The organism is Streptomyces sp. TBY4 (assembly GCF_024213195.1).
Classification (GTDB): domain Bacteria; phylum Actinomycetota; class Actinomycetes; order Streptomycetales; family Streptomycetaceae; genus Streptomyces.
The window spans coordinates 288,730-315,023 of sequence record NZ_JANAVF010000009.1 but is presented as its reverse complement, the minus strand read 5'-3'; the positions used below and the strand labels follow the sequence as shown (position 1 = coordinate 315,023).

The 26,294-nt window shown below is 70.9% G+C and carries 25 protein-coding genes; 1 reads left to right on the top strand and 24 read right to left on the bottom strand.

Annotation, left to right across the window (positions count from 1 at the left end):
* Positions 1-27 precede the first annotated feature (27 nt).
* The 11 genes from mihF to pyrR form a co-directional block, all read right to left on the bottom strand.
* Positions 28-351 (bottom strand): integration host factor, actinobacterial type, encoded by a 324-nt coding sequence (gene mihF / locus NLX94_RS23205; RefSeq protein WP_250741333.1) that lies wholly within the window; start codon positions 349-351, stop codon positions 28-30.
* A gap of 245 nt (positions 352-596) precedes the next feature.
* Positions 597-1,532, bottom strand: coding sequence for a dihydroorotate dehydrogenase (locus NLX94_RS23200; RefSeq protein ID WP_254384921.1), 936 nt, complete (start codon positions 1,530-1,532; stop codon positions 597-599).
* 26 nt (positions 1,533-1,558) lie between these two features.
* A complete protein-coding gene (locus NLX94_RS39405; protein ID WP_254384920.1) occupies positions 1,559-2,416 on the bottom strand; it encodes a dihydroorotate dehydrogenase electron transfer subunit in 858 nt (285 codons plus the stop codon).
* Positions 2,417-2,724: 308 nt separating this feature from the next.
* A complete protein-coding gene (gene pyrF, locus NLX94_RS23190; protein WP_254384919.1) occupies positions 2,725-3,570 on the bottom strand; it encodes an orotidine-5'-phosphate decarboxylase in 846 nt (281 codons plus the stop codon).
* 5 nt (positions 3,571-3,575) lie between these two features.
* Positions 3,576-4,685 carry a quinone-dependent dihydroorotate dehydrogenase gene (locus tag NLX94_RS23185; RefSeq protein WP_254384918.1) on the bottom strand — a complete coding sequence of 370 codons (1,110 nt, stop codon included), beginning with the start codon at positions 4,683-4,685 and terminating at the stop codon, positions 3,576-3,578.
* Between the two features lie 79 nt (positions 4,686-4,764).
* Entirely contained in the window at positions 4,765-8,073 is a 3,309-nt protein-coding gene (carB, locus tag NLX94_RS23180; RefSeq protein WP_254384917.1) for a carbamoyl-phosphate synthase large subunit, read from the bottom strand.
* Positions 8,066-9,229, bottom strand: a complete 1,164-nt coding sequence (carA, locus tag NLX94_RS23175) for a glutamine-hydrolyzing carbamoyl-phosphate synthase small subunit (protein ID WP_254384916.1) — start codon at positions 9,227-9,229, stop codon at positions 8,066-8,068. Before carA ends, carB begins: the two co-directional genes overlap by 8 nt.
* Positions 9,226-9,807 carry a hypothetical protein gene (locus tag NLX94_RS23170; RefSeq protein WP_254384915.1) on the bottom strand — a complete coding sequence of 194 codons (582 nt, stop codon included), beginning with the start codon at positions 9,805-9,807 and terminating at the stop codon, positions 9,226-9,228. Before NLX94_RS23170 ends, carA begins: the two co-directional genes overlap by 4 nt.
* Positions 9,804-11,090: a dihydroorotase gene (locus tag NLX94_RS23165; RefSeq protein WP_254384914.1), complete on the bottom strand. Its 1,287-nt coding sequence runs from the start codon at positions 11,088-11,090 to the stop codon at positions 9,804-9,806. The genes NLX94_RS23170 and NLX94_RS23165 overlap by 4 nt, the downstream gene beginning before the upstream one ends.
* 2 nt (positions 11,091-11,092) lie before the next feature.
* Positions 11,093-12,082 (bottom strand): aspartate carbamoyltransferase catalytic subunit, encoded by a 990-nt coding sequence (locus tag NLX94_RS23160; protein WP_254384913.1) that lies wholly within the window; start codon positions 12,080-12,082, stop codon positions 11,093-11,095.
* A 183-nt stretch (positions 12,083-12,265) separates the two neighbouring features.
* Positions 12,266-12,868, bottom strand: a complete 603-nt coding sequence (gene pyrR / locus NLX94_RS23155) for a bifunctional pyr operon transcriptional regulator/uracil phosphoribosyltransferase PyrR (RefSeq protein ID WP_302170343.1) — start codon at positions 12,866-12,868, stop codon at positions 12,266-12,268.
* Between the two features lie 240 nt (positions 12,869-13,108).
* Between pyrR and bldD the strand changes: the two genes are divergently transcribed.
* Positions 13,109-13,609 carry a transcriptional regulator BldD gene (gene bldD, locus NLX94_RS23150; RefSeq protein ID WP_069929708.1) on the top strand — a complete coding sequence of 167 codons (501 nt, stop codon included), beginning with the start codon at positions 13,109-13,111 and terminating at the stop codon, positions 13,607-13,609.
* A gap of 169 nt (positions 13,610-13,778) precedes the next feature.
* Here the strand turns inward: bldD and nusB are convergent, their stop codons facing one another.
* The 13 genes from nusB to NLX94_RS23085 form a co-directional block, all read right to left on the bottom strand.
* Positions 13,779-14,216: a transcription antitermination factor NusB gene (gene nusB, locus NLX94_RS23145; RefSeq protein ID WP_254384912.1), complete on the bottom strand. Its 438-nt coding sequence runs from the start codon at positions 14,214-14,216 to the stop codon at positions 13,779-13,781.
* 2 nt (positions 14,217-14,218) lie between these two features.
* Positions 14,219-14,785, bottom strand: a complete 567-nt coding sequence (gene efp, locus NLX94_RS23140; RefSeq protein ID WP_243334327.1) for an elongation factor P — start codon at positions 14,783-14,785, stop codon at positions 14,219-14,221.
* A 59-nt stretch (positions 14,786-14,844) separates the two neighbouring features.
* Positions 14,845-15,954, bottom strand: coding sequence for an aminopeptidase P family protein (locus NLX94_RS23135; RefSeq protein WP_254384911.1), 1,110 nt, complete (start codon positions 15,952-15,954; stop codon positions 14,845-14,847).
* A gap of 85 nt (positions 15,955-16,039) precedes the next feature.
* Positions 16,040-16,798, bottom strand: coding sequence for an AAA family ATPase (locus NLX94_RS23130; protein ID WP_254384910.1), 759 nt, complete (start codon positions 16,796-16,798; stop codon positions 16,040-16,042).
* 134 nt (positions 16,799-16,932) lie between these two features.
* Complete coding sequence (gene aroB / locus NLX94_RS23125; RefSeq protein WP_254384909.1) at positions 16,933-18,024, bottom strand: 3-dehydroquinate synthase; 1,092 nt, start codon at positions 18,022-18,024, stop codon at positions 16,933-16,935.
* Positions 18,021-18,503, bottom strand: a complete 483-nt coding sequence (locus NLX94_RS23120; protein ID WP_254384949.1) for a shikimate kinase — start codon at positions 18,501-18,503, stop codon at positions 18,021-18,023. Before NLX94_RS23120 ends, aroB begins: the two co-directional genes overlap by 4 nt.
* Before the next feature lie 44 nt (positions 18,504-18,547).
* Positions 18,548-19,732: a chorismate synthase gene (aroC, locus tag NLX94_RS23115; RefSeq protein ID WP_254384908.1), complete on the bottom strand. Its 1,185-nt coding sequence runs from the start codon at positions 19,730-19,732 to the stop codon at positions 18,548-18,550.
* A 114-nt stretch (positions 19,733-19,846) separates the two neighbouring features.
* Positions 19,847-20,038 (bottom strand): hypothetical protein, encoded by a 192-nt coding sequence (locus NLX94_RS23110; RefSeq protein ID WP_254384907.1) that lies wholly within the window; start codon positions 20,036-20,038, stop codon positions 19,847-19,849.
* Positions 20,039-20,074: 36 nt separating this feature from the next.
* Entirely contained in the window at positions 20,075-20,899 is an 825-nt protein-coding gene (locus tag NLX94_RS23105) for a shikimate dehydrogenase (RefSeq protein ID WP_254384906.1), read from the bottom strand.
* A 6-nt stretch (positions 20,900-20,905) separates the two neighbouring features.
* Entirely contained in the window at positions 20,906-22,654 is a 1,749-nt protein-coding gene (mltG, locus tag NLX94_RS23100) for an endolytic transglycosylase MltG (RefSeq protein ID WP_254384905.1), read from the bottom strand.
* A 127-nt stretch (positions 22,655-22,781) separates the two neighbouring features.
* Positions 22,782-23,252, bottom strand: a complete 471-nt coding sequence (gene ruvX / locus NLX94_RS23095; RefSeq protein WP_243334308.1) for a Holliday junction resolvase RuvX — start codon at positions 23,250-23,252, stop codon at positions 22,782-22,784.
* A gap of 2 nt (positions 23,253-23,254) precedes the next feature.
* Positions 23,255-25,924, bottom strand: a complete 2,670-nt coding sequence (gene alaS / locus NLX94_RS23090) for an alanine--tRNA ligase (protein ID WP_254384904.1) — start codon at positions 25,922-25,924, stop codon at positions 23,255-23,257.
* The gene (locus NLX94_RS23085) at positions 25,924-26,286 is read right to left on the bottom strand and encodes a DUF6167 family protein (RefSeq protein ID WP_254384903.1); all 363 of its coding nucleotides are present in this window, start codon (positions 26,284-26,286) and stop codon (positions 25,924-25,926) included. Before NLX94_RS23085 ends, alaS begins: the two co-directional genes overlap by 1 nt.
* Positions 26,287-26,294: the final 8 nt, after the last annotated feature.

Sequence of the window (26,294 nt, the reverse complement as noted above, 5' to 3'; positions counted from 1 at the left end):
AACGCCGGGAGAACTTCGGACGACGCCTTAGGCGGCGTTGCCGCCGAACTCGCGCTCCAGAGAGGCGATCTGGTTGGAACCGAGACCTCGGACACGCCGGGACTCGGAGATGCCGAGGCGCTCCATGAGCTGCTTGGCGCGCACCTTGCCGACGCCGGGCAGGGACTCCAGGAGAGCGGAAACCTTCATCTTGCCGATGACGTCGTTCTCCTGCCCCATCTTGATGACGTCGTGCAAGGAGGCGCCGGAGTGCTTGAGTCGATTCTTCACCTCGGCCCGCTCCCGGCGAGCCGCGGCGGCCTTTTCGAGCGCTGCTGCGCGCTGTTCAGGGGTAAGGGGCGGAAGAGCCACGCCTACGTCACCTCGGATGTCGAACTGTCGGATACGGACCAGTGGAATGCCGGAAGGCATCACACCAGGCGAGGTCCCGAACAGCGGTGGTGCTCGATCGCTGCTCGTTCACTCTGCTCGGAGACTAGCGGCCAGGGCCGCTCCAGTCAGCGAGAACGGACGAAAAGTCCTGGTCAGCCTCCACTGAACCGTACATCACAGACAAACCACCCCGGATTTGTCCGGTGAAAGACGTTCGAATTTCGTCAGGGAGTGCGATGGGAGCGTCCGACAGCATCCTCGAACGCCCCGATCCCGCGTGCGGCGAGTGCCGCGCGCAGGTCGTCGCGGATCCGCAGGGGCGCGGACGGATCGTTGAACAGGGCCGTCCCCACCGCCACCCCCGAAGCGCCGGCGAGGACGAATTCGAGCGCGTCCCGGCCGGAGGCGATCCCGCCCATCCCGAGGATGGGGACCCGCCGGACGGAGCCCGCCAGCATCGCCCCGTGGACCTGGAAGACGCAGCGGACGGCGACGGGCCGGATCGCCGGGCCGGAGAGGCCTCCGGTGATCCCGGCGAGGGCCGGGCGCATGGTGTCGGTGTCGATGGCCATCCCGAGGACGGTGTTGATCATCGAGAGCCCGTCGGCGCCCGCGTCCGTACAGGCCGCCGCGATGTCGGTGATCCGCGTCACGTCGGGGGTCAGCTTGGCGTAGACGGGCAGTGCGGGGTCGGCCGCCGCCTTGACGGCCCGGACCACTTCGAAGGAGGCGTCGGCGTCGCAGGCGAAGACGAGACCGCGGTTCGCGACGTTGGGGCAGGAGATGTTGGCCTCGATGCCGACCACGCCGGGCTGCCCGGTCAGCCGGGCGGCCGCCTCGGCGAACTCCTCCGTACGCTCCCCCGCGACCGATACGAGCACCCGCGCCCCGCGCTCGGCCAGCCAGGGCAGCTCGTGCTCGACGAAGTGGTCGATGCCGGAGCCCTGGAGCCCGATGGAGTTCAGCATCCCGCTGGGGGTCTCTGCCATCCGGGGCGTGGCGCGGCCGGAGCGGACGTACGGCATCACGGTCTTGGTGGTGATCGTGCCGAGCTCGTGCAGGGGGGTGAACCGGTGCAGCTCTCGGCCGTAGCCGGCGCAGCCCGAGGCGGTGGAGACGGGGTTGGGGAGGGTGAGGTGGGCACCGAGGGGTGCGGACATGTCGACATCTTCGGGGGCTACGGGGTTCACAGCGAGCTCGCCTTCGGGGTCATGGCGGCAGCGCCTTCGAGGTCCTCGGGGAGGGTTCCGGCGTCGTCCCAGCGGACGGTGGTGCCGTCGAAGACGGGGCCTGATGTGCAGGAGCGAAGGAAGCGGGTGACGCCGTCGGGGCCGGTGACGGGCAGGACGCAGCTCATGCAGATCCCGATCCCGCAGGCCATGGCCTCCTCGACGGCGGTGTGGCTGGCGGCTCCGGCGGCGGTGGCGATCTCCGTGACGGCCTTGAGCATGCCCATCGGACCGCAGGAGTGGACCTCGGTGGCGCCGGTCACCGCGATGGCCTCGGGGAGCGCGTCGGTCACCCGGCCCCGCCGTCCGGCCGAACCGTCGTCGGTGACCACGTACACGTGCTCGGCGAGGTCCCGGGCCCGCTCGACCCCGAACAGCCGGTCCGCGGTGGCCGCGCCGAGGACGAAGGAGACCCGGCCGCCCCGCCCGAGGATCTCCTCGGCGAGGGCGAACATCGGGGCGCTGCCGTAGCCGCCGGCGACGAGGACCGCGCCGACGGGGCCTTCGGGGAGCGGGAAGGGGGTGCCGAGGGGGGCGATCAGGTCCACGGTGTCGCCGGGGCGGTGGGCGGCCAGCGCCCTGGTCCCGCGGCCGGCCTCCGCGAAGACGAACTCGACGGTGCCGGCGTCCGCGTCGGCGCGGTGGATGGAGAAGGCGCGGCGGAGCAGTGTGCTCGACTCCCGGCCGCCGATGGCGAGGGCGCCGAAGTGGCCGGGGCGCACGCCCGTGACGCCGGGGGCGTCGAGGACCAGGTGGTGGTACGCCCCGACGGGCGTGATCCGCCGGATGGTGGCGGCGGTCTGTACTGGGGGCACGCGGGGCGCTCCGTCCGGGGTAGGGGGCGTAACCCCCCACCCCATGATCGCCCGCAGCCCGCCCCAGCAGCACCGGTCCGAAGCCCCCACCCTGCGGGCCGTACGCCCCCGGAAGTCCCGCTACGCGGAAGAAGTCCCCTACCCGCCCTTCCACCGTTCCCCGGGCTCCGCCCGGACCCGGGCGGGCTGGAAAAATCCAGCCCCGCCGGCGTTTGAGGCGCGGGGTCCGGGGCGGAGCCCCGGGGAACGGGCGAAGGGCGGGTAGGGGACTCCGCCCCGCAGGGCTCCGCGGGCTCCGCTACGGGGGGCTACGCCGACGCGACGGCCGCGCGGATCTCCTCCGCGAAGGCGTGCGCCGACGCACGCAGCGCGGCCGCGTCGGGACCGTGCTTCAGGACGCCCCGCGACACGTTCGGGACGACATTGCGGACGGCCGAGCCGAACACCGCCGGGAGGTCCGCCGCGGAAGCGCCCTGCGCCCCGATGCCGGGGGCCAGCAGCGGCCCGTTGATGTCCAGGTCGAAGGAGGACAGGTCCCCGAGGGTCGCCCCGACCACGGCTCCGAAGGAGCCCATCGGGGAGGCCCCGGCGTTCTCCGCCGCCAGGTGCGCCAGCATCGTCGCGCCGATCGAGCGGCCGTCCGACCGCACCGCCCGCTGGACCTCCGCACCCTCCGGGTTGGAGGTCAGGGCCAGCACGAACAGTCCGGCCCCGGACTCCCGCGCCAGCTCCACCGCGGGGGCGAGCGACCCGTAGCCGAGGTACGGCGAGACCGTCAGCGCGTCCGAGAACAGCGGCGAGGAGGGCGAGAGGAAGGTCTCCGCGTACGCGGCCATCGTCGAGCCGATGTCACCCCGCTTCGCGTCCATGACGACCAGCGTGCCCGCCGCGCGGGCGTCGGCGACCGTCTGCTCCAGTACCGCGATCCCCCGCGAGCCGAACCGCTCGAAGAAGGCCGCCTGCGGCTTGAACACCGCGACCGAGTCGGCGAGCGCCTCGACCACCGTGCGGGAGAACTTCTCCAGGCCCGCGATGTCGTCGTTCAGGCCCCAGGAGGCCAGCAGGGCGGCGTGCGGGTCGATGCCGACGCAGAGCGGCCCGCGGGTGTCCATCGCCTCGCGCAGGCGCGTACCGAAGGGGATCACAGAGGTCACGGAGCTCACAGGGCGGCCTTTCGGGTTTCCGCGCCCACCGCTTCGGCGAGCGTCGCGTACGGGCTGGCGGCCAGGCGCGCGGCCAGGCCCTTGTGGATGGCACGGGCGTAGCAGGGGCCCTCGTAGATGAAGGCGCTGTAGCCCTGGACGAGGCTCGCGCCGGCCAGGATCCGCTGCCAGGCGTCCTCGGCGTTCTCGATGCCGCCGACGCCGACCAGGACCAGCCGGTCGCCGACGCGGGCGTACAGCCGGCGCAGGACCTCCAGGGAGCGTTCCTTGACGGGGGCGCCGGACAGGCCGCCGGTCTCCTTGATCAGCGAGGGGTCGGACTTCAGGCCGAGGCCCTCGCGGGCGATCGTGGTGTTCGTCGCGATGATCCCGTCGAGGCCGAGCTCCAGGGCCAGGTCGGCGACCGCGTCCACGTCCTCGTCGGCGAGGTCCGGGGCGATCTTGACGAGCAACGGGACCCGCCGGTCGGTCACGACGCGGTCGGCCGCCTCGCGCACGGCGCTCAGCAGGGGCCGCAGGGATTCCGTGGCCTGGAGGTTGCGCAGGCCCGGGGTGTTCGGGGAGGAGACGTTGACGACGAGGTAGTCGGCGTGGCGGGCGAGGCGCTCGGTGGAGGCGACGTAGTCCGCGACGGCCTCCTCCTCGGGGACGATCTTCGTCTTGCCGATGTTGACGCCCACGACGGTCTTGAAGACCGGGTTGCGGGCGGCCAGGCGGTCGGCGACCGCCGCCGAGCCCTCGTTGTTGAAGCCCATGCGGTTGATCAGCGCGCGGTCCGGGACCAGCCGGAAGAGTCGCTTCTTGGGGTTGCCGGGCTGGGGCTCGGCGGTGACGGTGCCGATCTCGATGTGGTCGAAGCCGAGCATGGACATCCCGTCGATGGCGACGGCGTTCTTGTCGAAGCCGGCCGCGAGCCCGAAGGGGCCGTGCATCCGCAGTCCGAGGGCCTCGGTGCGCAGGGATGCGTACCGGGGGGCCAGGTAGGCGGCGACGAAGGTGCGCAGCACCGGGGTGCGGGCGGCGAGGCGGATCCAGCGGAAGGCCATGTAGTGGGCCTGCTCCGGGTCCATGCGCTTGAAGACGAGGTTGAAGAACAGTTTGTACATCGTCCGAAATATCCCTTGTGCACTCATGAAAGGGGGGACACCGGTCGCTGTCGCCGGTGCCCCCCTCTCGTACGGGCTGCTAGTCGCGGGCTGCCGTCAGCCGCTCCGCGTGCTCCTGGAGCGAACGGACGCCCACGTCGCCGCGGTTGAGCGCGTCGATGCCCTGGACGGCCGCGGCGAGCGCCTGGACCGTGGTGAGGCACGGGACTCCGCGCGCCACTGCGGCCGTACGGATCTCGTAGCCGTCGAGGCGGCCACCGGTGCCGTACGGGGTGTTGACGATCAGGTCGACCTGGCCGTCGTGGATGAGCTGGACGATGGTCTTCTCGCCGTCCGGGCCCTCGCCCTCGCTGAGCTTGCGCACGACGGTGGCGTTGATGCCGTTGCGGCGCAGGACCTCGGCAGTGCCGGAGGTGGCCATCAGCTCGAAGCCGTGGGCGACGAGCTCGCGCGCCGGGAAGATCATCGTGCGCTTGTCGCGGTTGGCGACGGAGATGAAGGCGCGGCCCTTGGTGGGCAGCGGGCCGTAGGCGCCGGCCTGCGACTTGGCGTACGCCGTGCCGAAGACGGAGTCGATGCCCATGACCTCGCCGGTGGAGCGCATCTCCGGGCCGAGGACGGTGTCGACGCCGCGGCCGTGGATGTCGCGGAAGCGCGACCACGGCATGACGGCCTCCTTGACGGAGATCGGCGCGTCGAGCGGCAGGGTGCCGCCGTCGCCGGTCTTCGGGAGCATGCCCTCTTCGCGGAGCTCGGCGATGGTGGCGCCGAGCGAGATGCGGGCGGCGGCCTTCGCGAGCGGTACGGCGGTCGCCTTCGAGGTGAAGGGGACGGTCCGGGAGGCGCGCGGGTTGGCCTCCAGGACGTAGAGGATGTCACCCGCCATCGCGAACTGGATGTTGATCAGGCCGCGGACGCCGACACCCTTGGCGATGGCCTCGGTGGAGGCGCGCAGCCGCTTGATGTCGTAGCCGCCGAGGGTGATCGGGGGCAGGGCGCATGCCGAGTCGCCGGAGTGGATGCCGGCTTCCTCGATGTGCTCCATGACGCCGCCGAGGTAGAGCTCGGTGCCGTCGTAGAGGGCGTCGACGTCGATCTCGATCGCGTCGTCGAGGAAGCGGTCGACCAGCACGGGGCGGGTCGGCGAGATCTCGGTGGACTCGGCGATGTACGAGGACAGCCGGTCCTCGTCGTAGACGATCTCCATGCCGCGGCCGCCGAGCACGTACGAGGGGCGTACGAGGACGGGGTAGCCGATCTCGTCGGCGATGGCCTTGGCGCCGGCGAAGGTCGTGGCGGTGCCGTGCTTGGGGGCGGGCAGGCCGGCCTCGGCGAGGACCTGGCCGAAGGCGCCGCGGTCCTCGGCGGCGTGGATGGCCTCCGGCGGGGTGCCGACGACCGGGACGCCGTTGTCCTTGAGCGCCTGGGCGAGACCCAGCGGGGTCTGGCCGCCGAGCTGGACGATGACACCGGCGATGGGGCCGGCCAGCGACTCGGCGTGGACGATCTCCAGCACGTCTTCGAGCGTCAGCGGCTCGAAGTACAGGCGGTCGGAGGTGTCGTAGTCGGTGGAGACGGTCTCCGGGTTGCAGTTGACCATCACGGTCTCGTAGCCGGCGTCGCTGAGGGCGAAGGAGGCGTGGACGCAGGAGTAGTCGAACTCGATGCCCTGGCCGATGCGGTTCGGGCCGGAGCCCAGGATGATGACCGCGGGCTTCTCGCGCGGGGCGACCTCGGACTCCTCGTCGTACGAGGAGTAGAAGTACGGGGTCTTGGCGGCGAACTCGGCGGCGCAGGTGTCGACCGTCTTGTAGACCGGGCGGACGCCGAGCGCGTGGCGGACCTCGCGGACCACGTCCTCGCGCAGGCCGCGGATCTCGGCGATCTGGGCGTCGGAGAAGCCGTGGCGCTTGGCCTCGGCGAGCAGCTCGGGGTAGAGCTTGTCGGCGGCGGCCAGCTCGTCCGCGATCTCCTTGATGAGGAAGAGCTGGTCGACGAACCAGGGGTCGATCTTCGTGTACTCGAAGACTTCTTCCTGGGTGGCGCCGGCGCGGATGGCCTGCATGACGGTGTTGATGCGGCCGTCGGTGGGGCGGACCGCGGTGGCGAGCAGCTCGGCCTTGTCGCCGACCGGGCCGACGAAGGTGAACTGCGAGCCCTTCTTCTCCAGCGAGCGCAGGGCCTTCTGCAGGGCCTCGGTGAAGTTGCGGCCGATGGCCATGGCCTCGCCCACCGACTTCATGGTGGTGGTGAGGGTGGCGTCGGCGAGCGGGAACTTCTCGAAGGCGAAGCGCGGGGCCTTGACGACGACGTAGTCGAGGGACGGCTCGAAGGAGGCCGGCGTCTTCTCGGTGATGTCGTTGGGGACCTCGTCGAGCGTGTAGCCGATGGCCAGCTTCGCGGCGATCTTGGCGATCGGGAAGCCCGTGGCCTTCGACGCGAGCGCGGACGACCGGGAGACGCGCGGGTTCATCTCGATGACGATGACGCGGCCGTCGACCGGGTCGATCGCGAACTGGATGTTGCAGCCGCCGGTGTCGACGCCGACCTCGCGGATGATCGCGATGCCGATGTCGCGCAGCCGCTGGTACTCGCGGTCGGTGAGCGTCATCGCCGGGGCGACGGTGATGGAGTCGCCGGTGTGGACGCCCATCGGGTCGAAGTTCTCGATGGAGCAGACGACGACGACGTTGTCCTTGGTGTCGCGCATCAGCTCGAGCTCGTACTCCTTCCAGCCGAGGATGGACTCCTCCAGGAGCACCTCGGTGGTCGGGGAGAGCATGAGGCCCTGGCCGGCGATGCGGCGCAGCTCGTCCTCGTCGTGGGCGAAGCCGGAGCCGGCGCCGCCCATGGTGAAGGAGGGGCGCACGACGACGGGGTAGCCGCCGAGGGTGTCCACACCCTGGATGACGTCGTCCATCGTGTGGCAGATGACCGAGCGGGCGGACTCGCCGTAGCCGATCTTGGCGTTGACGGCTTCGACGACGCCCTTGAAGAGGTCGCGGTCCTCGCCCTTGTTGATCGCCTCGACGTTGGCGCCGATGAGCTCGACGCCGTACTTCTCCAGCACACCCTGCTCGTGCATGGAGATGGCGGTGTTCAGCGCGGTCTGGCCGCCGAGGGTCGGGAGCAGCGCGTCGGGGCGCTCCTTCGCGATGATCTTCTCGACGAACTCGGGGGTGATCGGCTCGACGTACGTGGCGTCGGCGATCTCCGGGTCGGTCATGATCGTGGCGGGGTTGGAGTTCACCAGGATCACCCGCAGGCCCTCGGCCTTGAGGATGCGGCAGGCCTGGGTTCCGGAGTAGTCGAACTCCGCGGCCTGGCCGATGACGATCGGGCCGGAGCCGATGACCAGGACGGACTGGATATCGGTGCGCTTAGGCACGCTCGGCCTCCATCAGGGCTGCGTCCATCAAGGACGTGAAACGGTCGAAGAGGTACGCGGCGTCGTGCGGGCCGGCGGCAGCCTCGGGGTGGTACTGGACGGAGAAGGCCGGCTGGTCGAGCAGCTGGAGGCCTTCCACGACGTTGTCGTTCAGGCAGACGTGCGAGACCTCGGCGCGGCCGTAGGGGGTCTCGGACACCTTGTCGAGGGGCGCGTCCACGGCGAAGCCGTGGTTGTGCGCGGTGATCTCGACCTTGCCGGTGGTGCGGTCCTGCACCGGCTGGTTGATGCCGCGGTGGCCGTACTTCAGCTTGTAGGTGCCGAAGCCGAGCGCGCGGCCCAGGATCTGGTTGCCGAAGCAGATGCCGAAGAGCGGGGTCTTGCGGGCGAGGACGCCCTGCATGACGGAGACCGCGTGGTCGGCGGTGGCCGGGTCGCCCGGGCCGTTGGAGAAGAACACGCCGTCGGGGTTGACCGCGTACACGTCCTCGACGGTGGCGGTGGCGGGGAGCACGTGCACCTCGATGCCGCGCTCGGCCATCCGGTGCGGGGTCATGCCCTTGATGCCGAGGTCCACGGCGGCGACGGTGAACTTCTTCTCACCGATCGCGGGGACGACGTACGTCTCCTTGGTGGCGACCTCGGCGGAGAGGTTGGCGCCCTTCATCTGCGGGGCGGCCTGGACCTTGGCGAGCAGCGCCTCGTCGCGGACGCCCTCCCAGACCTCGCCCGAGAAGATGCCGACGCGCATGGCGCCGCGCTCGCGCAGGTGGCGGGTGAGGGCGCGGGTGTCGATGCCGGAGATCCCGACGACGCCCTGCTTGACGAGCTCCTCGTCGAGCGAGCGCACGGAGCGCCAGTTGGAGGGGACGCGGGCGGGGTCGCGTACGACGTACCCGGCCACCCAGATGCGGGAGGATTCGGGGTCCTCGTCGTTGACGCCGGTGTTGCCCACGTGCGGGGCGGTCATCACGACGACCTGCCGGTGGTACGACGGGTCGGTGAGGGTCTCCTGGTAGCCGGTCATTCCGGTGGAGAACACGGCCTCGCCGAAGGTCTCCCCCACAGCGCCGTAGGCGCGGCCGCGGAAGATGCGACCGTCCTCCAGGACGAGTACGGCGGGAGCTTTGGCTGCTCCCCTGGTGGAGGTCGTCATCGTTCGGCGCCTTCCGTCGTGGTGAGTGAGTGGTTCATGTTGTTGATCGCTTCGACCCAGGCGGCGTGTTCCGCCGCACGGTCCGAGCGGAATCCGGAGTCGATCAGCCTGTCGCCGTGCGCCCATGTGACGACGAGGAGACCGCCCTCGGTGAGTACCTTGCCCGCGATTCCCTTGTCGAGGCGGGCGCCGCGCAGCTGCGCGGCCGGTACGAAGAAGTCGGTGGCACCCGGACGGACCACGTCGAGGCCCGCGTCGGTGAGCGTGAGCTCGACCCGGCTGCGGACGCCCAGTCCGTGGGCGACGATCCGGTCGAGCCACTGCCCGGCGGTGGTGGACCCGTGGTACCGGCCGGTCAGGGCCAGCCGGTGCTCGGGGAGGCCGCCGGGGGCGGCGGGCAGCTCCGGCAGATCGTTCTGCAGGGTGCCGCGCCATTTCCAGCCCTGCCGCATCAGCCAGTACACGAACGCGATGAAGACGAGCAGACCGATCACCCACGCGATGCGGGCGCCCCAGTCCGTCACCTCCGCCGACCGTCGTTCGGCCTCGGCGGCCAGTTGGATTACTGCAGGTGTCACGCCAGCGTCCCGTCCACGACCGTTGCCCGGCCCCGCAGGAAGGTGTGAGTGACGCGCCCCGGCAGCTCACGGCCCTCGTAGGGCGTGTTGCGGCTGCGGGAAGCGAAGTGTGCGGGGTCCACGACACCACGGTACGAGGTATCGACCAAGGTCAGGTTCGCGGGTTCACCTGCCGAGACGGGACGTCCGTGGTTCGGGAGGCCGCCGATGCGGGCCGGGGCGAAGGACATGCGCTCGGCGACGCCCGCCCAGTCGAGCAGTCCGGTCTCCACCATCGTCTGCTGGACGACGGAGAGCGCGGTCTCCAGGCCCACCATGCCCATGGCGGCGGCGGCCCACTCGCAGTCCTTGTCCTCGTGCGGGTGCGGGGCGTGGTCGGTGGCGACGATGTCGATCGTGCCGTCGGCGAGCGCCTCGCGCAGGGCCAGCACGTCGGCCTCGGTGCGCAGCGGCGGGTTGACCTTGTAGACCGGGTTGTACGAGCGCACGAGCTCGTCGGTGAGGAGCAGGTGGTGCGGGGTGACCTCGGCGGTGACGTCGATGCCGCGGGACTTGGCCCAGCGGATGATCTCGACGGAGCCGGCGGTGGAGAGGTGGCAGATGTGGACGCGGGAGCCGACGTGCTCGGCGAGCAGCACGTCGCGGGCGATGATCGACTCCTCCGCGACGGCCGGCCAGCCGCCGAGGCCGAGCTCGGCCGAGACGATGCCCTCGTTCATCTGGGCGCCCTCGGTGAGGCGGGGCTCCTGGGCGTGCTGGGCGACGACGCCGCCGAAGGCCTTCACGTACTCCAGGGCGCGGCGCATGATCACGGCGTCATCCACGCACTTGCCGTCGTCGGAGAAGACGGTGACGCGGGCGGCGGACTCGTGCATGGCGCCGAGCTCGGAGAGCTGCTTGCCCTCCAGGCCGACGGTGACGGCGCCGATGGGCTGCACGTCGCAGTAGCCGGACTCCTTGCCCAGGCGCCACACCTGCTCGACGACGCCGGCGGTGTCGGCGACGGGGAAGGTGTTGGCCATGGCGAAGACGGCGGTGTAGCCGCCGGAGGCGGCGGCGCGGGTGCCGGTGAGGACGGTCTCGGAGTCCTCGCGGCCGGGCTCGCGCAGGTGGGTGTGGAGGTCGACGAGGCCGGGGAGGAGGGTCTGGCCCGCGGCCTCGATGACGGTCGCGTCGCCGGCGTCGAGGTCCGTGCCCACGGCGGCGATGGTCTCGCCGTCGATCAGGACGTCCTGGACGTCGCCACCGAGTACCTTCGCGCCACGGATAAGGATCTTGCTCATCTTTAGTTGCTCTCCTCGGTGCGGGGCGTGCTGGTGGTGGTGACGGCGGGCTCGGAGCCTCCGAGCAGCAGGTACAGGACCGCCATCCGGATCGAGACGCCGTTGGTGACCTGCTCGATGACCGTGCAGCGGTCGGAGTCGGCGACCTCGGCGGTGATCTCCATGCCGCGGACCATCGGGCCGGGGTGCATCACGATGGCGTGCTCGGGCATGCGCGCCATGCGGGCTCCGTCCAGGCCGTAGCGGCGGGAGTACTCCCGCTCGGTCGGGAAGAAGGCGGCGTTCATCCGCTCGCGCTGCACACGCAGCATCATGACCGCGTCGGACTTCGGCAGCACCTCGTCGAGGCTGTACGAGATCTCGCACGGCCAGGCCTCGACGCCGACCGGGACCAGGGTGGGCGGGGCCACCAGGGTGACCTCGGCGCCGAGGGTGTGCAGCAGGTGGACGTTGGAGCGGGCGACCCGGCTGTGCAGGACGTCGCCGACGATGGTGATCCGGCGGCCGTTCAGGTCCTTGCCGAGCCCGGCGTCCTTGCCGACCAGGCGGCGGCGCATCGTGAAGGCGTCGAGCAGGGCCTGGGTGGGGTGCTCGTGGGTGCCGTCGCCGGCGTTGATGACCGGGGCGTCGATCCAGCCGGAGGTGGCGAGGCGGTAGGGGGCGCCGGAGGCGTGGTGGCGGATGACGACCGCGTCGACGCCCATGGCCTCCAGGGTCTGGGCGGTGTCCTTGAGGGACTCGCCCTTGGAGACGCTGGACCCCTTGGCCGCGAAGTTGATGACATCGGCGGAAAGGCGCTTCTCGGCGGCCTCGAAGGAGATCCGGGTGCGGGTCGAGTCCTCGAAGAAGAGGTTGCAGATCGTGCGGCCGCGCAGGGTGGGCAGCTTCTTGATCGGCCGGTCCGCGACGCGTGCCATCTCCTCGGCGGTGTCGAGGATCAGGACGGCGTCGTCGCGCGTGAGATCGGCGGCCGAGATGAGGTGGCGCTTCATCCGGGTGCTCCGTAGGTCGGTGAGTTCAAAGCCGTGGTGAGGTCAAGGCCGTGGTGAGTTCAAAGCCGTGGTGAGGTCAAGGCTGTGGTGATGTCAAAGCCGTGGTGAGGGCAGGCGGGCCCGCCGGGCCGCGGGCACGGCAGTCTCCGGCGCGGACCCCGGGGGCCCGGCCGTGCGCGGGGACTACTGCCCGGCTGCCCGGGCGGTCCGCTGGCCGAGCAGCACGGCGTCACGGCCGTCCTCCTCCTGGACCTGGACCTGGACGTTCTCGCGCAGCGACGTGGGGAGGTTCTTGCCGACGTAGTCGGCGCGGATCGGCAGTTCGCGGTGGCCGCGGTCGACGAGGACGGCGAGCTGCACCGCGCGGGGGCGGCCGAGGTCCCCGAGGGCGTCGAGGGCGGCGCGGATGGTGCGGCCGGAGAAGAGAACGTCGTCGACGAGGACGACCAGGCGGCCGTCGATGTCGTCGCCGGGAATCTCGGTGCGGCCGATCGCGCGGGCCGGCTTCATCCGCAGGTCGTCGCGGTACATGGTGATGTCGAGGGAGCCGACCGGGATCTTCGTGCCGGTGATCTCTTCGAGCTTGGCGGCCAGCCGGCGGGCGAGGAACACACCGCGGGTGGGGATCCCGAGGAGCACCACGTCGTCGGCGCCCTTGGCGCGTTCGACGATTTCGTGGGCGATGCGGGTCAGAACACGGGCGATGTCCTGCGCTTCGAGAACGGGGCGCATGACTTCGGCATCGGTACCGGTGTTCGCAGACTGCGGGGAATGCTGGGTGTCCATGAAAAGGACCTCCTTCTCCGCCTCACGGGACGGACCTTAAAGGACGTCGGATGTACGCGTTCCACGGTAGCAGGGGGATTCCCGGGACCCGACATCGGGGCAGACCAGGACCCCTCTTAAGTGGGCGTTGGAGACCATTCGGCTTGACGCATCCAAGTAACGCTGCGTAACCTCACAGTGAGTTACCAGCCGCGCGGCGGAGCCGCACGTGGTCATGTCGTCACAGCGTCCGGGAGCGTTATGTCCAGCGAATACGCCAAACAGCTCGGGGCCAAGCTCCGCGCCATCCGCACCCAGCAGGGCCTTTCCCTCCACGGTGTCGAGGAGAAGTCCCAGGGCCGGTGGAAGGCCGTGGTGGTCGGTTCTTACGAGCGCGGGGACCGCGCCGTGACCGTCCAGCGTCTCGCCGAGCTGGCGGACTTCTACGGGGTGCCGGTGCAGGAACTGCTGCCGGGCACGACCCCCGGCGGAGCGGCCGAGCCGCCGCCGAAGCTGCGTCTGGACCTGGAGCGCCTCGCCCACGTCCCCGCCGAGAAGGCCGGCCCGCTGCAGCGTTACGCGGCGACCATCCAGTCCCAGCGCGGCGACTACAACGGCAAGGTGCTCTCGATCCGCCAGGACGACCTGCGCACCCTCGCCGTCATCTACGACCAGTCGCCCTCGGTCCTGACCGAGCAGCTCATCAGCTGGGGCGTGCTGGACGCGGACGCGCGCCGCGCGGTGGCGCACGAGGACATCTAGTCCCCCAGTCCTCAGCAGAAACGTTTACCGGTGGGTCCGGGAGCCGACAGGCTCCCGGACCCACCGGTTTTTTCATGCCGTCCCGGTTTCCGTACACGACGGAGGGCCCGCAGCGCGCGTGCGCTGCGGGCCCTCCGTTCGCGCCGTACGGCGCCTGCCTGCTCTCGTCTCAGCTCTCGCTGCGGCGCAGCTTCGGCTTGAGGTCCTTGAAGCGGGCGAGCAGTCCGTTCACGAACGAGGGAGACTCGTCCGTGGAGAACTCCTTGGCCAGCTGGACGGCCTCGTCGATGGCCACGGCGTCCGGGGTTCCGTCGACCCAGATCAGCTCGTAGGCACCGAGGCGCACGATGTTCCGGTCCACGACCGGCATGCGGTCGAGGTCCCAGTCCACGGCGTAGGTGGCGATCAGATCGTCGATGCGGTCCACCTTGTCGGCGTACCCCTCGACGAGCTCCATGGTGAACTCGTTCACCGGGGGCTGACGGTCGGTGTCCGACCGCGAGTGGCGGACCCAGTCCGCGAGGACCTCCCGCACGGAGACCCCGCGCTGGTCGGCCTCGAACAGGATCTGGAAAGCGCGCTTGCGCGCGTTGCTCCGGGCAGCCACGGTTAGCTGTTCACCCGGCCGAGGTAGTCGCTGGTGCGGGTGTCGACCTTGATCTTCTCACCGGTGTTGATGAAGAGCGGGACCTGGATCTCGTGGCCCGTCTCCAGCGTCGCCGGCTTGGTGCCACCGGTGGAGCGGTCGCCCTGGACGCCCGGGTCGGTGTGCTCGATGGTCAGCTCGACGGCGGCCGGGAGCTCGACGTAGAGCACCTCGCCCTCGTGGCGGGCCACGGAGGCGGTGAAGCCCTCGATGAGGAAGTTGGCGGCGTCGCCGACGGCCTTCTTGTCGACCATCAGCTGGTCGAAGTCCTCCATGTCCATGAAGACGAAGTACTCGCCGTCCATGTAGGAGAACTGCATGTCGCGGCGGTCGATGGTGGCCGTCTCGACCTTGGTGCCGGCGTTGAACGTCTTGTCGACGACCTTGCCGGACATGACGCTCTTCAGCTTGGTGCGCACGAAGGCCGGGCCCTTGCCGGGCTTGACGTGCTGGAACTCGACGACGGACCAGAGCTGGCCACCGTCGAGCTTGAGCACCATGCCGTTCTTGAGGTCGTTCGTGGAAGCCACGGTTTGGGAATCTCCTGCACTGGAAGACCGCGGGTGCGCGCACAGCCCGGCGGTGCGGGCTAGAGCGCGAGCAGCTCCTTGGTCGTAATGGTGAGTAGCTCGGGACCGCCGTCCGCCTCGGGGCGCACGACGAGCGTGTCATCGATCCGGACGCCGCCCCGGCCAGGGAGGTGAACCCCCGGCTCGACGGTGACCGGCACGCAAGCGTCCAGTTTACCCATGGCCGTAGGTGCAAGCTGCGGGTCCTCGTCGATTTCGAGACCGACACCGTGTCCGGTCCACGCCGCGAGGGCCTCGCCGTGACCTGCGGAGTCGAGTACGGAGCGGGCCGCGTGATCCACATCTCGGTACGCGGCCCCGGGCAGCAGGGCCTCCCGGCCCGCCCGCTGGGCGGCGAAGACGAGGTCGTACAGCTCGATCTGCCAGTCGGCCGGGGTGGTGCCGATCACGAAGGTGCGGCCGATCTCGCAGCGGTAGCCCCGGTAGTTCGCGCCGAGGCAGACGGAGAGGAAATCACCCTCCTCGACCCTCCGGTCCGAGGGCCGGTGGCGGGAGCGGCCGGAGTGCGGGCCGGTGCCGACGGAGGTCGGGAAGGCCGGGCCGTCGGCCCCGTGGTCCACGAGGCGGCGTTCCAGTTCCAGCGCGAGGTGCCGTTCGGTGCGGCCCACCAGGATCGATTCCAGCAGCTCGCCCAGGGCCTGGTCGGCGATCTCGGCGGCGATCCGCAGGCAGGCGATCTCCTCCTCGTCCTTGACGAGGCGCTGCTGCTCGACCGCGGTCCCCAGGTCGGCGAGGCGCAGTCGGGGCGCCACCGAGCCGATGGCGCGGTGCCGGCCGACGGTGAGGTGGTGTTCCTCGACGGCGAGGGAGTCGGCGCGGGCCGCGGAGGCCGCGTCGGCGGCCGCGACGGCGGGATCCGCCCCGGGGCCGGCCAGTACGGAGAGCCGCAGGTGCTCGTCGAGCCGTCCCTCGTCGGCCTCCCCGGTGGGCTGCCCGGCGCAGTACAGCATGTCCTCGCCGCCCGGACCGACCAGCAGGACCGCGCCCAGCGGCGACGCCCCGGAGAGGTAGCGGACGTTCGCCGGACGCGTGATGAGTGCGGCGGCGTTTCCGGCGGCCGCACAGCGGTCGCGAAGCAGGCCCCGGCGGGCCGCGTACACGTCTGACATGTTTCCGAGCCTACGAGCGCTGCGCGCATCCGGCCTGGTGAGCGCGGCCGTACGGGGGCCGGGCCGAGTATCAGTAGGCCGGGTGTCAGTAGGCCGGCTGCGAGATGACCCGGGCCAGGGTCTCGTCCAGGGCGCGGGCGGTGCCCTCCACGTCCAGGTGGGAGTTGTCGATGATCGGCAGCCCGGATCCGTACCAGCCGGCCATGCGGCCGTGGATCCGCGCGACCTCCTCGTCGGAGAGGCGGCGGTTGCCGGAACGGGCGGCGTTGCGCTCCAGGACGATCTCCAGGCCGGGCAGCAGGACGACCGGCAGCAGCGCGGGCCCCACATGGCGCTTCCAGCCGCCGAGGCCGACCACCGGCCGGTCGGGGAAGACCGCGTCGTCGAGGATGCAGGAGATCCCGTTGGCCAGGAAGTTCCGGGCGGCGAAGCCGCAGGTGCGGCGGGCCAGGCGGTACTGGGCCTCGGAGTGGTCGTTCCAGCCGGCCTGCGGGTCCGCGAAGCCGGAGCACACCCATTCCCGTACGTCGTCCAGGCTGATGTGCGCGGTCGGGACGGGCCGGGTGCCGGCCCAGTGACGGGCCACCGTGGTCTTGCCGGCACCCGCGGGGCCGATCAGCAGGACCGCGAGGGTGGCTCCGCCGGTGCCGGGGACGGCGGGCGGCAGCGGGACGTGCCCGGTGAACCCGTCCGGCGGACCCGGCGCGGCCAGGGCTGCGGAAGGCACGGGTGGCGGGGGCGGCGCGGCCCAGCCCGCCGCCGGCGGTACCGGCGGCCGCGCGGGTGCCGCCGGGTGCCGGCCCCCCGGCTGCTCCCAGCCCCCGCCTCCCACTCCTTGCTGCATCGGCTGCCACTCCGTCTCGTTCCAGCACGACTGATGCGAGAACGTTATATGACCCCGGAGGCCCGTCGGGTCACGCGGTCACAAGGTGGTCCGATTGAGGCCGGTCCGGGCCGGTTCGCACCGGCCCGGCCGGTTCAGGCCGTGACCTCGCCGAAGGCCGCCACGAGGACGGCCGGATCGGGACCCTCCAGGACGGTCGGCTTCGCCAGCCCGTCCAGGACGATGAAGCGCAGCAGGTCGCCCCGGGACTTCTTGTCGAGCTTCATGGTCTCCAGCAGCTTGGGCCACTGGTCGCCGGCGTAGGTCAGCGGCAGCCCCACCGAGGCGAGGACCGCCTTGTGCCGGTCGGCCGTCTCGTCGTCGAGCCGGCCCGCGAGACGGCCCAGTTCGGCGGCGAAGACCATGCCGATCGAGACGGCCGCGCCGTGGCGCCACTTGTAGCGCTCGTTCTTCTCGATGGCGTGCGCGAGGGTGTGCCCGTAGTTGAGGATCTCCCGCAGGCCCGATTCCTTGAGGTCGCTGGAGACCACGTCGGCCTTGACCTGGATGGAGCGGCAGATCAGCTCGGCCGTGTGCGGGCCGGCGGGCGTGCGCGCCGCTTCCGGGTCCGCCTCGATCAGGTCGAGGATCACCGGGTCGGAGATGAATCCGGCCTTGATGATCTCGGCGAGACCGCTGACGTAGTCGTTGACCGGCAGCGACTCCAGCGCCGCCAGGTCGCAGAGCACGCCGGCCGGCGGGTGGAAGGCGCCGACGAGGTTCTTGCCCTCGGCGGTGTTGATGCCGGTCTTGCCGCCGACGGCCGCGTCCACCATCGCCAGGATGGTGGTCGGAACGGCGATCCAGCGCACCCCGCGCAGCCAGGAGGCCGCGACGAAGCCCGCGAGGTCGGTGGTGGATCCCCCGCCGACGCCGACGACGGCGTCGGTGCGGGTGAAGCCGGACTGGCCCAGCGCCTTCCAGCAGTACGCGGCCACCTCGGCGGTCTTGGCCTCTTCGGCGTTCGGCACCTGGATGGCGATGGCCTCGTACCCCTGCGCGGCGAGGTCGTCCCGCAGGGCCTCACCGGTCGAGGCGAGGGCCTCGGGGTGGATGACGGCGACCCGCTGGGCCTTCGTACCGATCAGGGAGCCGAGCTCGCCGAGCAGCTGCCGGCCGACCAGCACCTCGTACGCGTCGTGCCCGGCGCTCGCGCCGACCTGGATCCGCGTCACCTGGTCTGTCATGCGTTCTTCAACTCCAGAGCGTCGAGGACCGCCTGGGCGACCTCTTCGGGGGTACGGGCGTCGGTGGCTACCACGACGCGCGCGACTTCGGTGTACAGGGGGCGCCTGGCCTCCATCAGCTCGCGCCACTGGCGGCGCGGGTTGACGGCGAGCAGCGGGCGCGCGGCGCCGAGGCCCACGCGCTTGACGGCTTCCTCGACGTCCATCGAGAGGTAGGCGACGGGAAGCCCGGTCAGGAGTCCGCGCGTCTTCTCGTCGAGGACGGCGCCGCCGCCGAGGGCGAGGACCCCGTCGTGTCCGGCGACGGCGGCGGCGACCGCCTCCCGCTCCAGCTCGCGGAAGTACGGTTCGCCCTCGTCGACGAAGATGTCGGAGATCTCCCGGCCCTGGGCCGCGACGATGTCGGCGTCGGTGTCCCGGTAGGAGACGCCGAGCTGCCGCGCGATGATTTCACCCACGGTGGACTTGCCGGAGCCCATGGGGCCGACGAGGACCACCACGGGGCCGGTGCCGGTGGCGCCGGTCACCGGATCTGCAGGTTCTCGAGGTAGGACTGCACGTTGCGGCGGGTCTCGGGGACGGAGTCGCCGCCGAACTTCTCGACCACGGCGTCGGCCAGCACGAGGGCCACCATGGCCTCGGCCACGATGCCCGCGGCGGGCACCGCGCACACGTCGGAGCGCTGGTGGTGGGCCACCGTCGCCTCACCGGTCGCCACGTCCACCGTCGCCAGCGCCTTCGGAACGGTCGCGATCGGCTTCATCGCCGCGCGTACGCGCAGGAGTTCGCCGGTGGTCAGACCGCCCTCGGTGCCGCCGGAACGGCCAGAGGTCCGCTTGAGGCCCTCGGGGGTCGAGACGATCTCGTCGTGCGCCTGCGAGCCCGGCACACGGGCCAGGTCGAAGCCGTCGCCGACCTCGACGCCCTTGATCGCCTGGATGCCCATCAGCGCCGCCGCGAGGCGCGCGTCCAGACGCCGGTCCCAGTGCACGTGCGAGCCGAGACCGACCGGCACCCCGTACGCCAGGACCTCCACGACACCACCGAGGGTGTCACCGTCCTTGTGGGCCTGGTCGATCTCCGCGACCATCTGCTTCGACGCGTCCGCATCCAGGCAGCGCACCGGATCGGCGTCCAGCTTCTCCACATCGGCCGGGGTCGGGTACACCCCGTACGGGGCCTTGGCCGCCGCCAGCTCCACCACGTGGGAAACGATCTCGATCCCGGCGACCTCCTTGATGAAGGACCGGGCAACAGCACCGAGCGCCACACGCGCAGCCGTCTCACGGGCGCTCGCGCGCTCCAGGATCGGCCGGGCCTCCGAGAAGCCGTACTTCTGCATCCCCGCGAGGTCGGCGTGACCGGGGCGGGGGCGGGTCAGGGCGGCATTGCGGCCCGTCTCCTTGAGGAGGGAGGGGTCGACCGGGTCGGCCGACATCACGGTCTCCCACTTGGGCCACTCGGTGTTGCCGATCATCACGGCGACGGGGCCGCCCTGGGACAGGCCGTGGCGGACACCGCCGAGGAAGGTGATCTCGTCCTGCTCGAACTTCATCCGGGCACCGCGGCCGTAGCCGAGCCGGCGCCGGGCCAGGTGGTCGGCCACCAGCGCGGTGGTGATCGGGACGCCGGCGGGAAGGCCCTCCAGCGTCGCTACCAGAGCCGGGCCGTGGGACTCCCCGGCCGTCAGCCAACGCAACCTGCTCAACGATGCTCCTCGTGCTCGCGCCTGATTCATCGATGGCGCGATCGGGTGCGCGGCCCGGACCCGCCTTACCCCGATCCTCCCATGTCCGAGCCGGTATACCGGCCTCCGGTCCAGCTATCGGACGGCGGCCCGGCGCCGGGACCACCACCGGTGGACCTCCCAGAGGAGCACGGCGCCCACGAGCCCGCCGACGGTCACCTTCACCCAGTCGGGCAGCGAGCCGAGCAGAGCGCGCAGGAAGAGGCCGACCGCGTACGCGCCGTCCCACCGCGATGCCAGCACCTCGTCCGTGCCGATCCCGTCCACGCGCCCCCCTCAGCCCCGTCGTCGCAGGTGAGGAGCCTAACGGGCGGCGAGTGCCCGCTCTCCGGCGGCCCGCATGGCGGCGAGCGGTCCCGGGGTCCGGCCGGTCATCTGCTCGACCTGGAGGACGGCCTGGTGCACCAGCAGGTCGAGCCCGCCCACCAGCCGGCCGCCGTGGCCGGACCAGGCGGCCGCGAGTGCGGTGGGCCAGGGGTCGTACAGCACGTCGAAGAGGGTGCCCGGGGAGGCGGGCACGGAGGCGGCCAGCCCGTCCGTGGCACCGGCCGGGGTGGTGGCGATGACCAGCGGCGCGGCCAGCGCCTCGGCCGCCCGCGACCAGTCGACCGTACGGACGTCCACGCCGAGCCGCTCGCCCCACTCGCGCATCTCGGCGGCACGGGCCTCCGAGCGTACGTACGCGGTCACCTCGCCGGTGCAGATCCGCGCGAGCGCGGCCAGCGCCGAGGAGGCGGTGGCCCCGGCGCCGAGGATCGCGGCGGCCGGGACCTTCTCGACCCCGCGCTCGTGCAGAGCGGCGACGATCCCCGGGATGTCGGTGTTGTCGCCGACCCGGCGGCCGTCCTCGGTGAAGACGACCGTGTTGACCGCCTCCACCGAGGCGGCGGTGTCGCTGATCCCGTCCAGCAGCGGCATGATCGCCCGCTTGAGCGGCATGGTCAGCGACAGCCCGGCCCACTCGGGGCCGAGCTGTGCCATGAAGCCGGGGAGCGCGGCCTCGTCGATCTCGAAGCGGTCGTACGACCACGCGTCGAGGCCGAGCTCCTGGTACGCGGCGCGGTGCAGCACCGGTGAGAGCGAGTGCTCGATCGGCGAACCCAGCACCGCGGCCCGTATCCGTGACATGTCCTGCTACCCGCCGTTCTTCTGCTTCTGCCGTGCCTGGAACTCCGCGACGAGCTTGAGGTGCTCGTCGTAGGTCTTGGTGAAGGTCGTCTTGTCGCCGTCGACCGACACGAAGAACATCCAGCCGCCGTGGTCCGGGTTGAGCGTAGCGGTCAGCGCGTCCATGCCGGGGTTCCCGATCGGACCCGGGGGCAGCCCGGCCATGTTGTGCGTGTTGTAGGGGTGGACGAAGGCCCGTGCCTCCGCGATGTTGAAGTTGATCTCGCTCTTGCCCGTGATGTAGTTGTACGTCGAGTCGAACTCGATCTTCCGGTTGGTGATGTCGTTGGTCTTCTTGAGGCGGTTGTAGACCACCTCCGACATCTTCCGGAAGTCGTCGTGGTTCTTGCCCTCCGCGTTGACGAGGCTGGCGACCGTGATGACCTGGAGCGGGTTGTCCAGGCCCAGCTCCTTGGCCTTGCCCTCGACCCCGAGCTCCGCGTACTTGTCGGTGGCGTTCTTGACCATCTGCTTGAGCAGGGACTCGGGGGTGCTGTCCTTGGAGAGGTCGTACCGCATCGGGTACAGGAAGCCCTCGAGGGGGTCCATGATCTTCGGGTCGTTGTTCGCCCAGGCCGGCAGGCCGAGGGTCTTCGCCTGCTTGAAGGCGATGTCCTTGGTGGTGCCGGCGGGCTTTTCGAGCTTGCGGTCGATCGCCTCGTAGACCGTGGCGTTGCGCATGCCCTCGGAGATCGTGAGCACGTGCAGCTTGGACGGGTCGGTCATGACCTCGACCGCGGCCGCCGCCGACATCTTCTTCTTGAGCGGGTAGACGCCGGGCTGGATCGACTTGCCCTTGGGGTTGGCGGTCGCCGCGTCCACGAAGGCCTGGGCGCTCGCGACCACGCCCGCGTCCTTGAGGATGCGGCCCATCTGGCCGAGTCCGGCGCCCTTGGGGATCTCCACGTCGACGGTCTCGTCGATGCCGGCGCCCGTGAAGTCCTCGGCCGAGCTGAACTTGTCCTTCAGGTAGCTGTAGCCGTAGTAGCCGCCACCGCCGAGCACGCCGATGATGACCACGGACGCGATGAGGCAGGCCATGCCGCTGCGCTTCTTCGGCTTGCCGCCGCCGGAGCGGCCCGACCGGCGGCCGCCGCGGCCGCCGTCGTCACCGCCGGCGCCGTCGCGGTCGTCGTCGCTGCCGCCGCCCGCCAGGAAGGAGTCCGCGGCCTCGTCGGCGGCGCGCTCCTCCTGCCAGGCTTCCTCGGTGTCCAGGTGCCGCTGGCCCGGGGGCCGCGGCGGCGGAAAGGCCTCGGAGGTGGCGTAGAGGTCGGGGGTCTCGCCCGGGTAGCCGGCCGCCTGCTGCTGCGCGTACGGATCCGCGCCCGCGTACGGGTCGGCGGTGGCGTACGGGTCGGTGGTCTGCTGGACACCGGCGTAGTTCGCCTGGCCGGTGTCCCAGACCTGACCCTGCCCCTGGCTCTGGCCGCCGTACGTCTGCTCGTGCTGCTGGTGCTGCTGGTGCTGCTGCGGGTACGGAACCTGCTGCTGCTGCGCGTACGGAGCCTGCTGGCCCTGCGGGTACTGGCCCGGCTGCTGCTGCTGCGGGTAGTACGGCTGCTGCTCCTGCTGGAACTGCTGCTGGTACTGCTGCGGGCCGCCGACGTAGGGCATCTGACCCTGCTGGGCCTCGTGCCCGGTCCACCCCTGGTCCCCGTACTGCGGGTCCTCGGGGTGCCACGGTTCGGGGCCAGGGCCCCGGCCATACTCAGTCATCGATCCCCTAGCGCGCCGCAGGGCGTTGGCCGCGACTCCGTCTGCCGCGACACACGGTTCCGCCTCGTGTGGTGGGCGACGGCTGTTCGAATGCCGTCACGTCGCGCGGAACGTTACCGTATCGCGATCAGACAACCACTTCGACGCACTCACCGGGCGGATTACCTGATACCCGTTCGGTCTCCAGAGCGTTCTGAAGGATGACCACGGCGGCCGCCTGATCGATGACCGACCTGCTCTTCTTCGCGTTCTTCCCCGAGGCCCGCAGGCCCTGGGCTGCGGTGACCGTCGTCATCCGCTCGTCCACCAGACGCACCGTCACGGGCTTGATGCCCTTGGCGAGTTCCGTGGCGAAGGCGCGGCACTTGGCCGCGGCCGGCCCTTCCCGCCCGCTGAGCGAGCGGGGCAGGCCGACCACCACCTCGATGGGCTCGTACTCCGCGACGAGCTGCCGCAGCCGCCGGTGGGCGAAGGGGATGTCCCGTCCCGGAACGGTTTCCACCGGTGTGGCCAACACCCCATCGGGGTCGCACGAGGCGACCCCGATCCGGGCGTCGCCCACGTCGATGGCCAGCCGGCGGCCGCGGCGCAGTGTCATCTTCAGGCCGTCTCTACGACGAGGCGCTCGACCGCGGCGATGGCCTCGGGGATGGCGGCCGGGTTCTGGCCGCCGCCCTGGGCCACGTCCGGCTTGCCGCCACCGCCGCCGCCGAGGGTCTTGGCGGCCGTACGGACCAGGTCGCCGGCCTTGAGACCGCGCTCGCGGGCGGCCTCGTTGGTGGCGATGACGGTCAGCGGGCGGTCGTTCGCCGTGGTGAACAGGGCCACGACGGCCGGGCGGTCACCCTGGATGCGGCCGCGGACGTCGAGGACCAGCTTGCGCAGGTCGTCGGCGCCGGTGCCGTCCGGCACGGTGCCCACGACGAGGGCGACGCCGCGGATGTCCTGGGCGCCCGCGGCGAGACCGGCGGCGGCCTGGAGGACCTTCTCCGCGCGGAACTTCTCGATCTCCTTCTCGGCGTCCTTCAGCTTGCCGAGCATGGAGGCGATCTTCTCCGGCAGCTCCTCCGGACGGCCCTTGACCAGCTCCTGGAGCTGGGCGACGACCGTGTGCTCCTTGGCGAGGAAGTTGTACGCGTCCACGCCGACGAGGGCCTCGACGCGGCGCACGCCGGAGCCGATGGAGGACTCGCCGAGCAGCTTCACCAGGCCCAGCTGGGCGGTGTTGCCGACGTGCGTGCCGCCGCACAGCTCCTTGGAGAAGTCGCCGATGGTCACGACGCGCACGCGCTCGCCGTACTTCTCGCCGAACTCGGCGATGGCGCCCTGCTTCTTGGCCTCGTCGATGCTCATGATCTCGGCGGTGACGTCGAGCTCGCGGGAGAGCACGTCGTTGATCTTCTGCTCGACGTCGGTGAGGACCGAGCCGGGCACCGCGTTCGGCGAGCCGAAGTCGAAGCGGAAGCGGCCGGGCGAGTTCTCGGAACCGGCCTGGGCGGCCGTCGGGCCGAGCGCGTCGCGCAGGGCCTGGTGCGTCAGGTGCGTGGCCGAGTGGGCGCGGGCGATGGCCCGGCGGCGGTTCACGTCGATGGCGGCGTACGCGGAGGCGCCCACCGTCACCTCGCCGACCTGGACGGAGCCCTTGTGCACGGAGACGCCCGGGACCGGCTGCTGCACGTCGCGGACGACGATGACGGCGCCCGAGTCGAGCTTGATGCGGCCCTGGTCGGCGAGCTGGCCGCCGCCCTCGGCGTAGAAGGGGGTGCGGTCGAGGACGACCTCGACCTCGTCGCCCTCGGAGGCGGCGGGCGCGGAGACGCCGTTGACCAGGAGGCCGACGATGGTGGACTCGCCCTGGTTGGTGGCGTAGCCGGTGAACTCGGTGGCGCCGGAGCCGTCGGCGATCTCCCGGTAGGCGGACATGTCCGCGTGGCCGGTCTTCTTGGCCTTGGCGTCGGCCTTGGCGCGGTCCCGCTGCTCCTGCATCAGGCGGCGGAAGCCGGGCTCGTCCACGGAGAGGCCCTGCTCGGCGGCCATCTCCAGGGTGAGGTCGATCGGGAAGCCCCAGGTGTCGTGGAGCAGGAACGCCTTGTCGCCGGCCAGGACCGTGCCGCCGGCGGCCTTGGTCTCGGTCACGGCGGTGTCGAGGATGTTGGTGCCGCCCTTGATGGCCTTGAGGAAGGCGGCCTCTTCGGCGAGCGCGACGGTCTCGATGCGCTTGCGGTCGGTGACGAGCTCCGGGTACTGCTGGCCCATCGTCTCGATGACCACGTTGACCAGGTCCTGGACGACCGGGCCGGTGGCGCCCATGAGGCGCATGTTGCGGATGGCGCGGCGCATGATGCGGCGCAGCACGTAGCCGCGGCCCTCGTTGCCGGGGGTGACGCCGTCGCCGATGAGCATGGTCGAGGTGCGGATGTGGTCGGCGACCACGCGCAGCGAGACGTCCGTGCCCTGTTCGGCGCCGTAGCGCACGCCGGTCAGCTCGGTGGCCTTGTCCATGACCACGCGCAGGGTGTCGGTCTCGTACATGTTCTGTACGCCCTGCAGGATCATCGCGAGGCGTTCGAGGCCGAGACCGGTGTCGATGTTCTTCGACGGCAGGTCGCCGAGGATCGGGAAGTCTTCCTTCCCGTCGCCGGCGCCGCGCTCGTACTGCATGAAGACCAGGTTCCAGATCTCCACGTAGCGCTCGTCGTTGACGGCGGGGCCGCCCTCGACGCCGAACTCGGGGCCGCGGTCGTAGTTGATCTCCGAGCAGGGACCGCAGGGGCCCGGGACGCCCATGGACCAGAAGTTGTCCTTCTTGCCCAGGCGCTGGATGCGCTCCTGCGGGACGCCGACGACGTCGCGCCAGATGGCCTCGGCCTCGTCGTCGTCGAGGTAGACCGTGATCCAGAGCTTCTCGGGCTCCAGGCCGTAGCCACCGTCCGCCACGGAGCTGGTGAGCAGCTCCCAGGCGTACTTGATGGCGCCTTCCTTGAAGTAGTCCCCGAAGGAGAAGTTGCCGCACATCTGGAAGAACGTGCCGTGGCGGGTGGTCTTGCCGACCTCTTCGATGTCCGGGGTGCGGACGCACTTCTGCACGCTGGTGAGCGTGGCCGCGGGCGGCTTGACCTCGCCGAGGAAGTACGGCTTGAACGGCACCATGCCCGCGGGCACGAGCAGCAGAGTCGGGTCGTCCGCGATGAGCGACGCCGAAGGGACAACGGTGTGACCGCGCTCCTCGAAGAAGCTCAGCCAGCGGCGGCGGATTTCAGCCGACTCCATCAGTGGTCCTCATTCCGGTTGTACGTCCCGCCCGAGTGGTTCGAACGGTACGAGTTCTGGTCGTTCTGGTCCTGCTCGATGGCCCGCAGCGGCCGCGGCCCGGGAAGGGCGGTGACGTTGGCGGGCAGGTCGGGATCCTGGTGGAGTCCCAGTGCGTCGTTCAGTTCGTCCTCGCGCTGCGACATCCCCGACTTGACGTCGAGGGCGAAGTCCTTGAGGCGGTGGCCCGCCTCGATCGCCTTGTCGGCGGCCTGCGCGGCGAGGCTCTCCGGCGTCAGCTTCTTGAGCTGCCGGTTGACCTTGGTGGTGGCCCACACGCCGGCGGCCGCGCCGGCGGTGAACCAGAAGGCTCGGCGGAACATCGGAGATC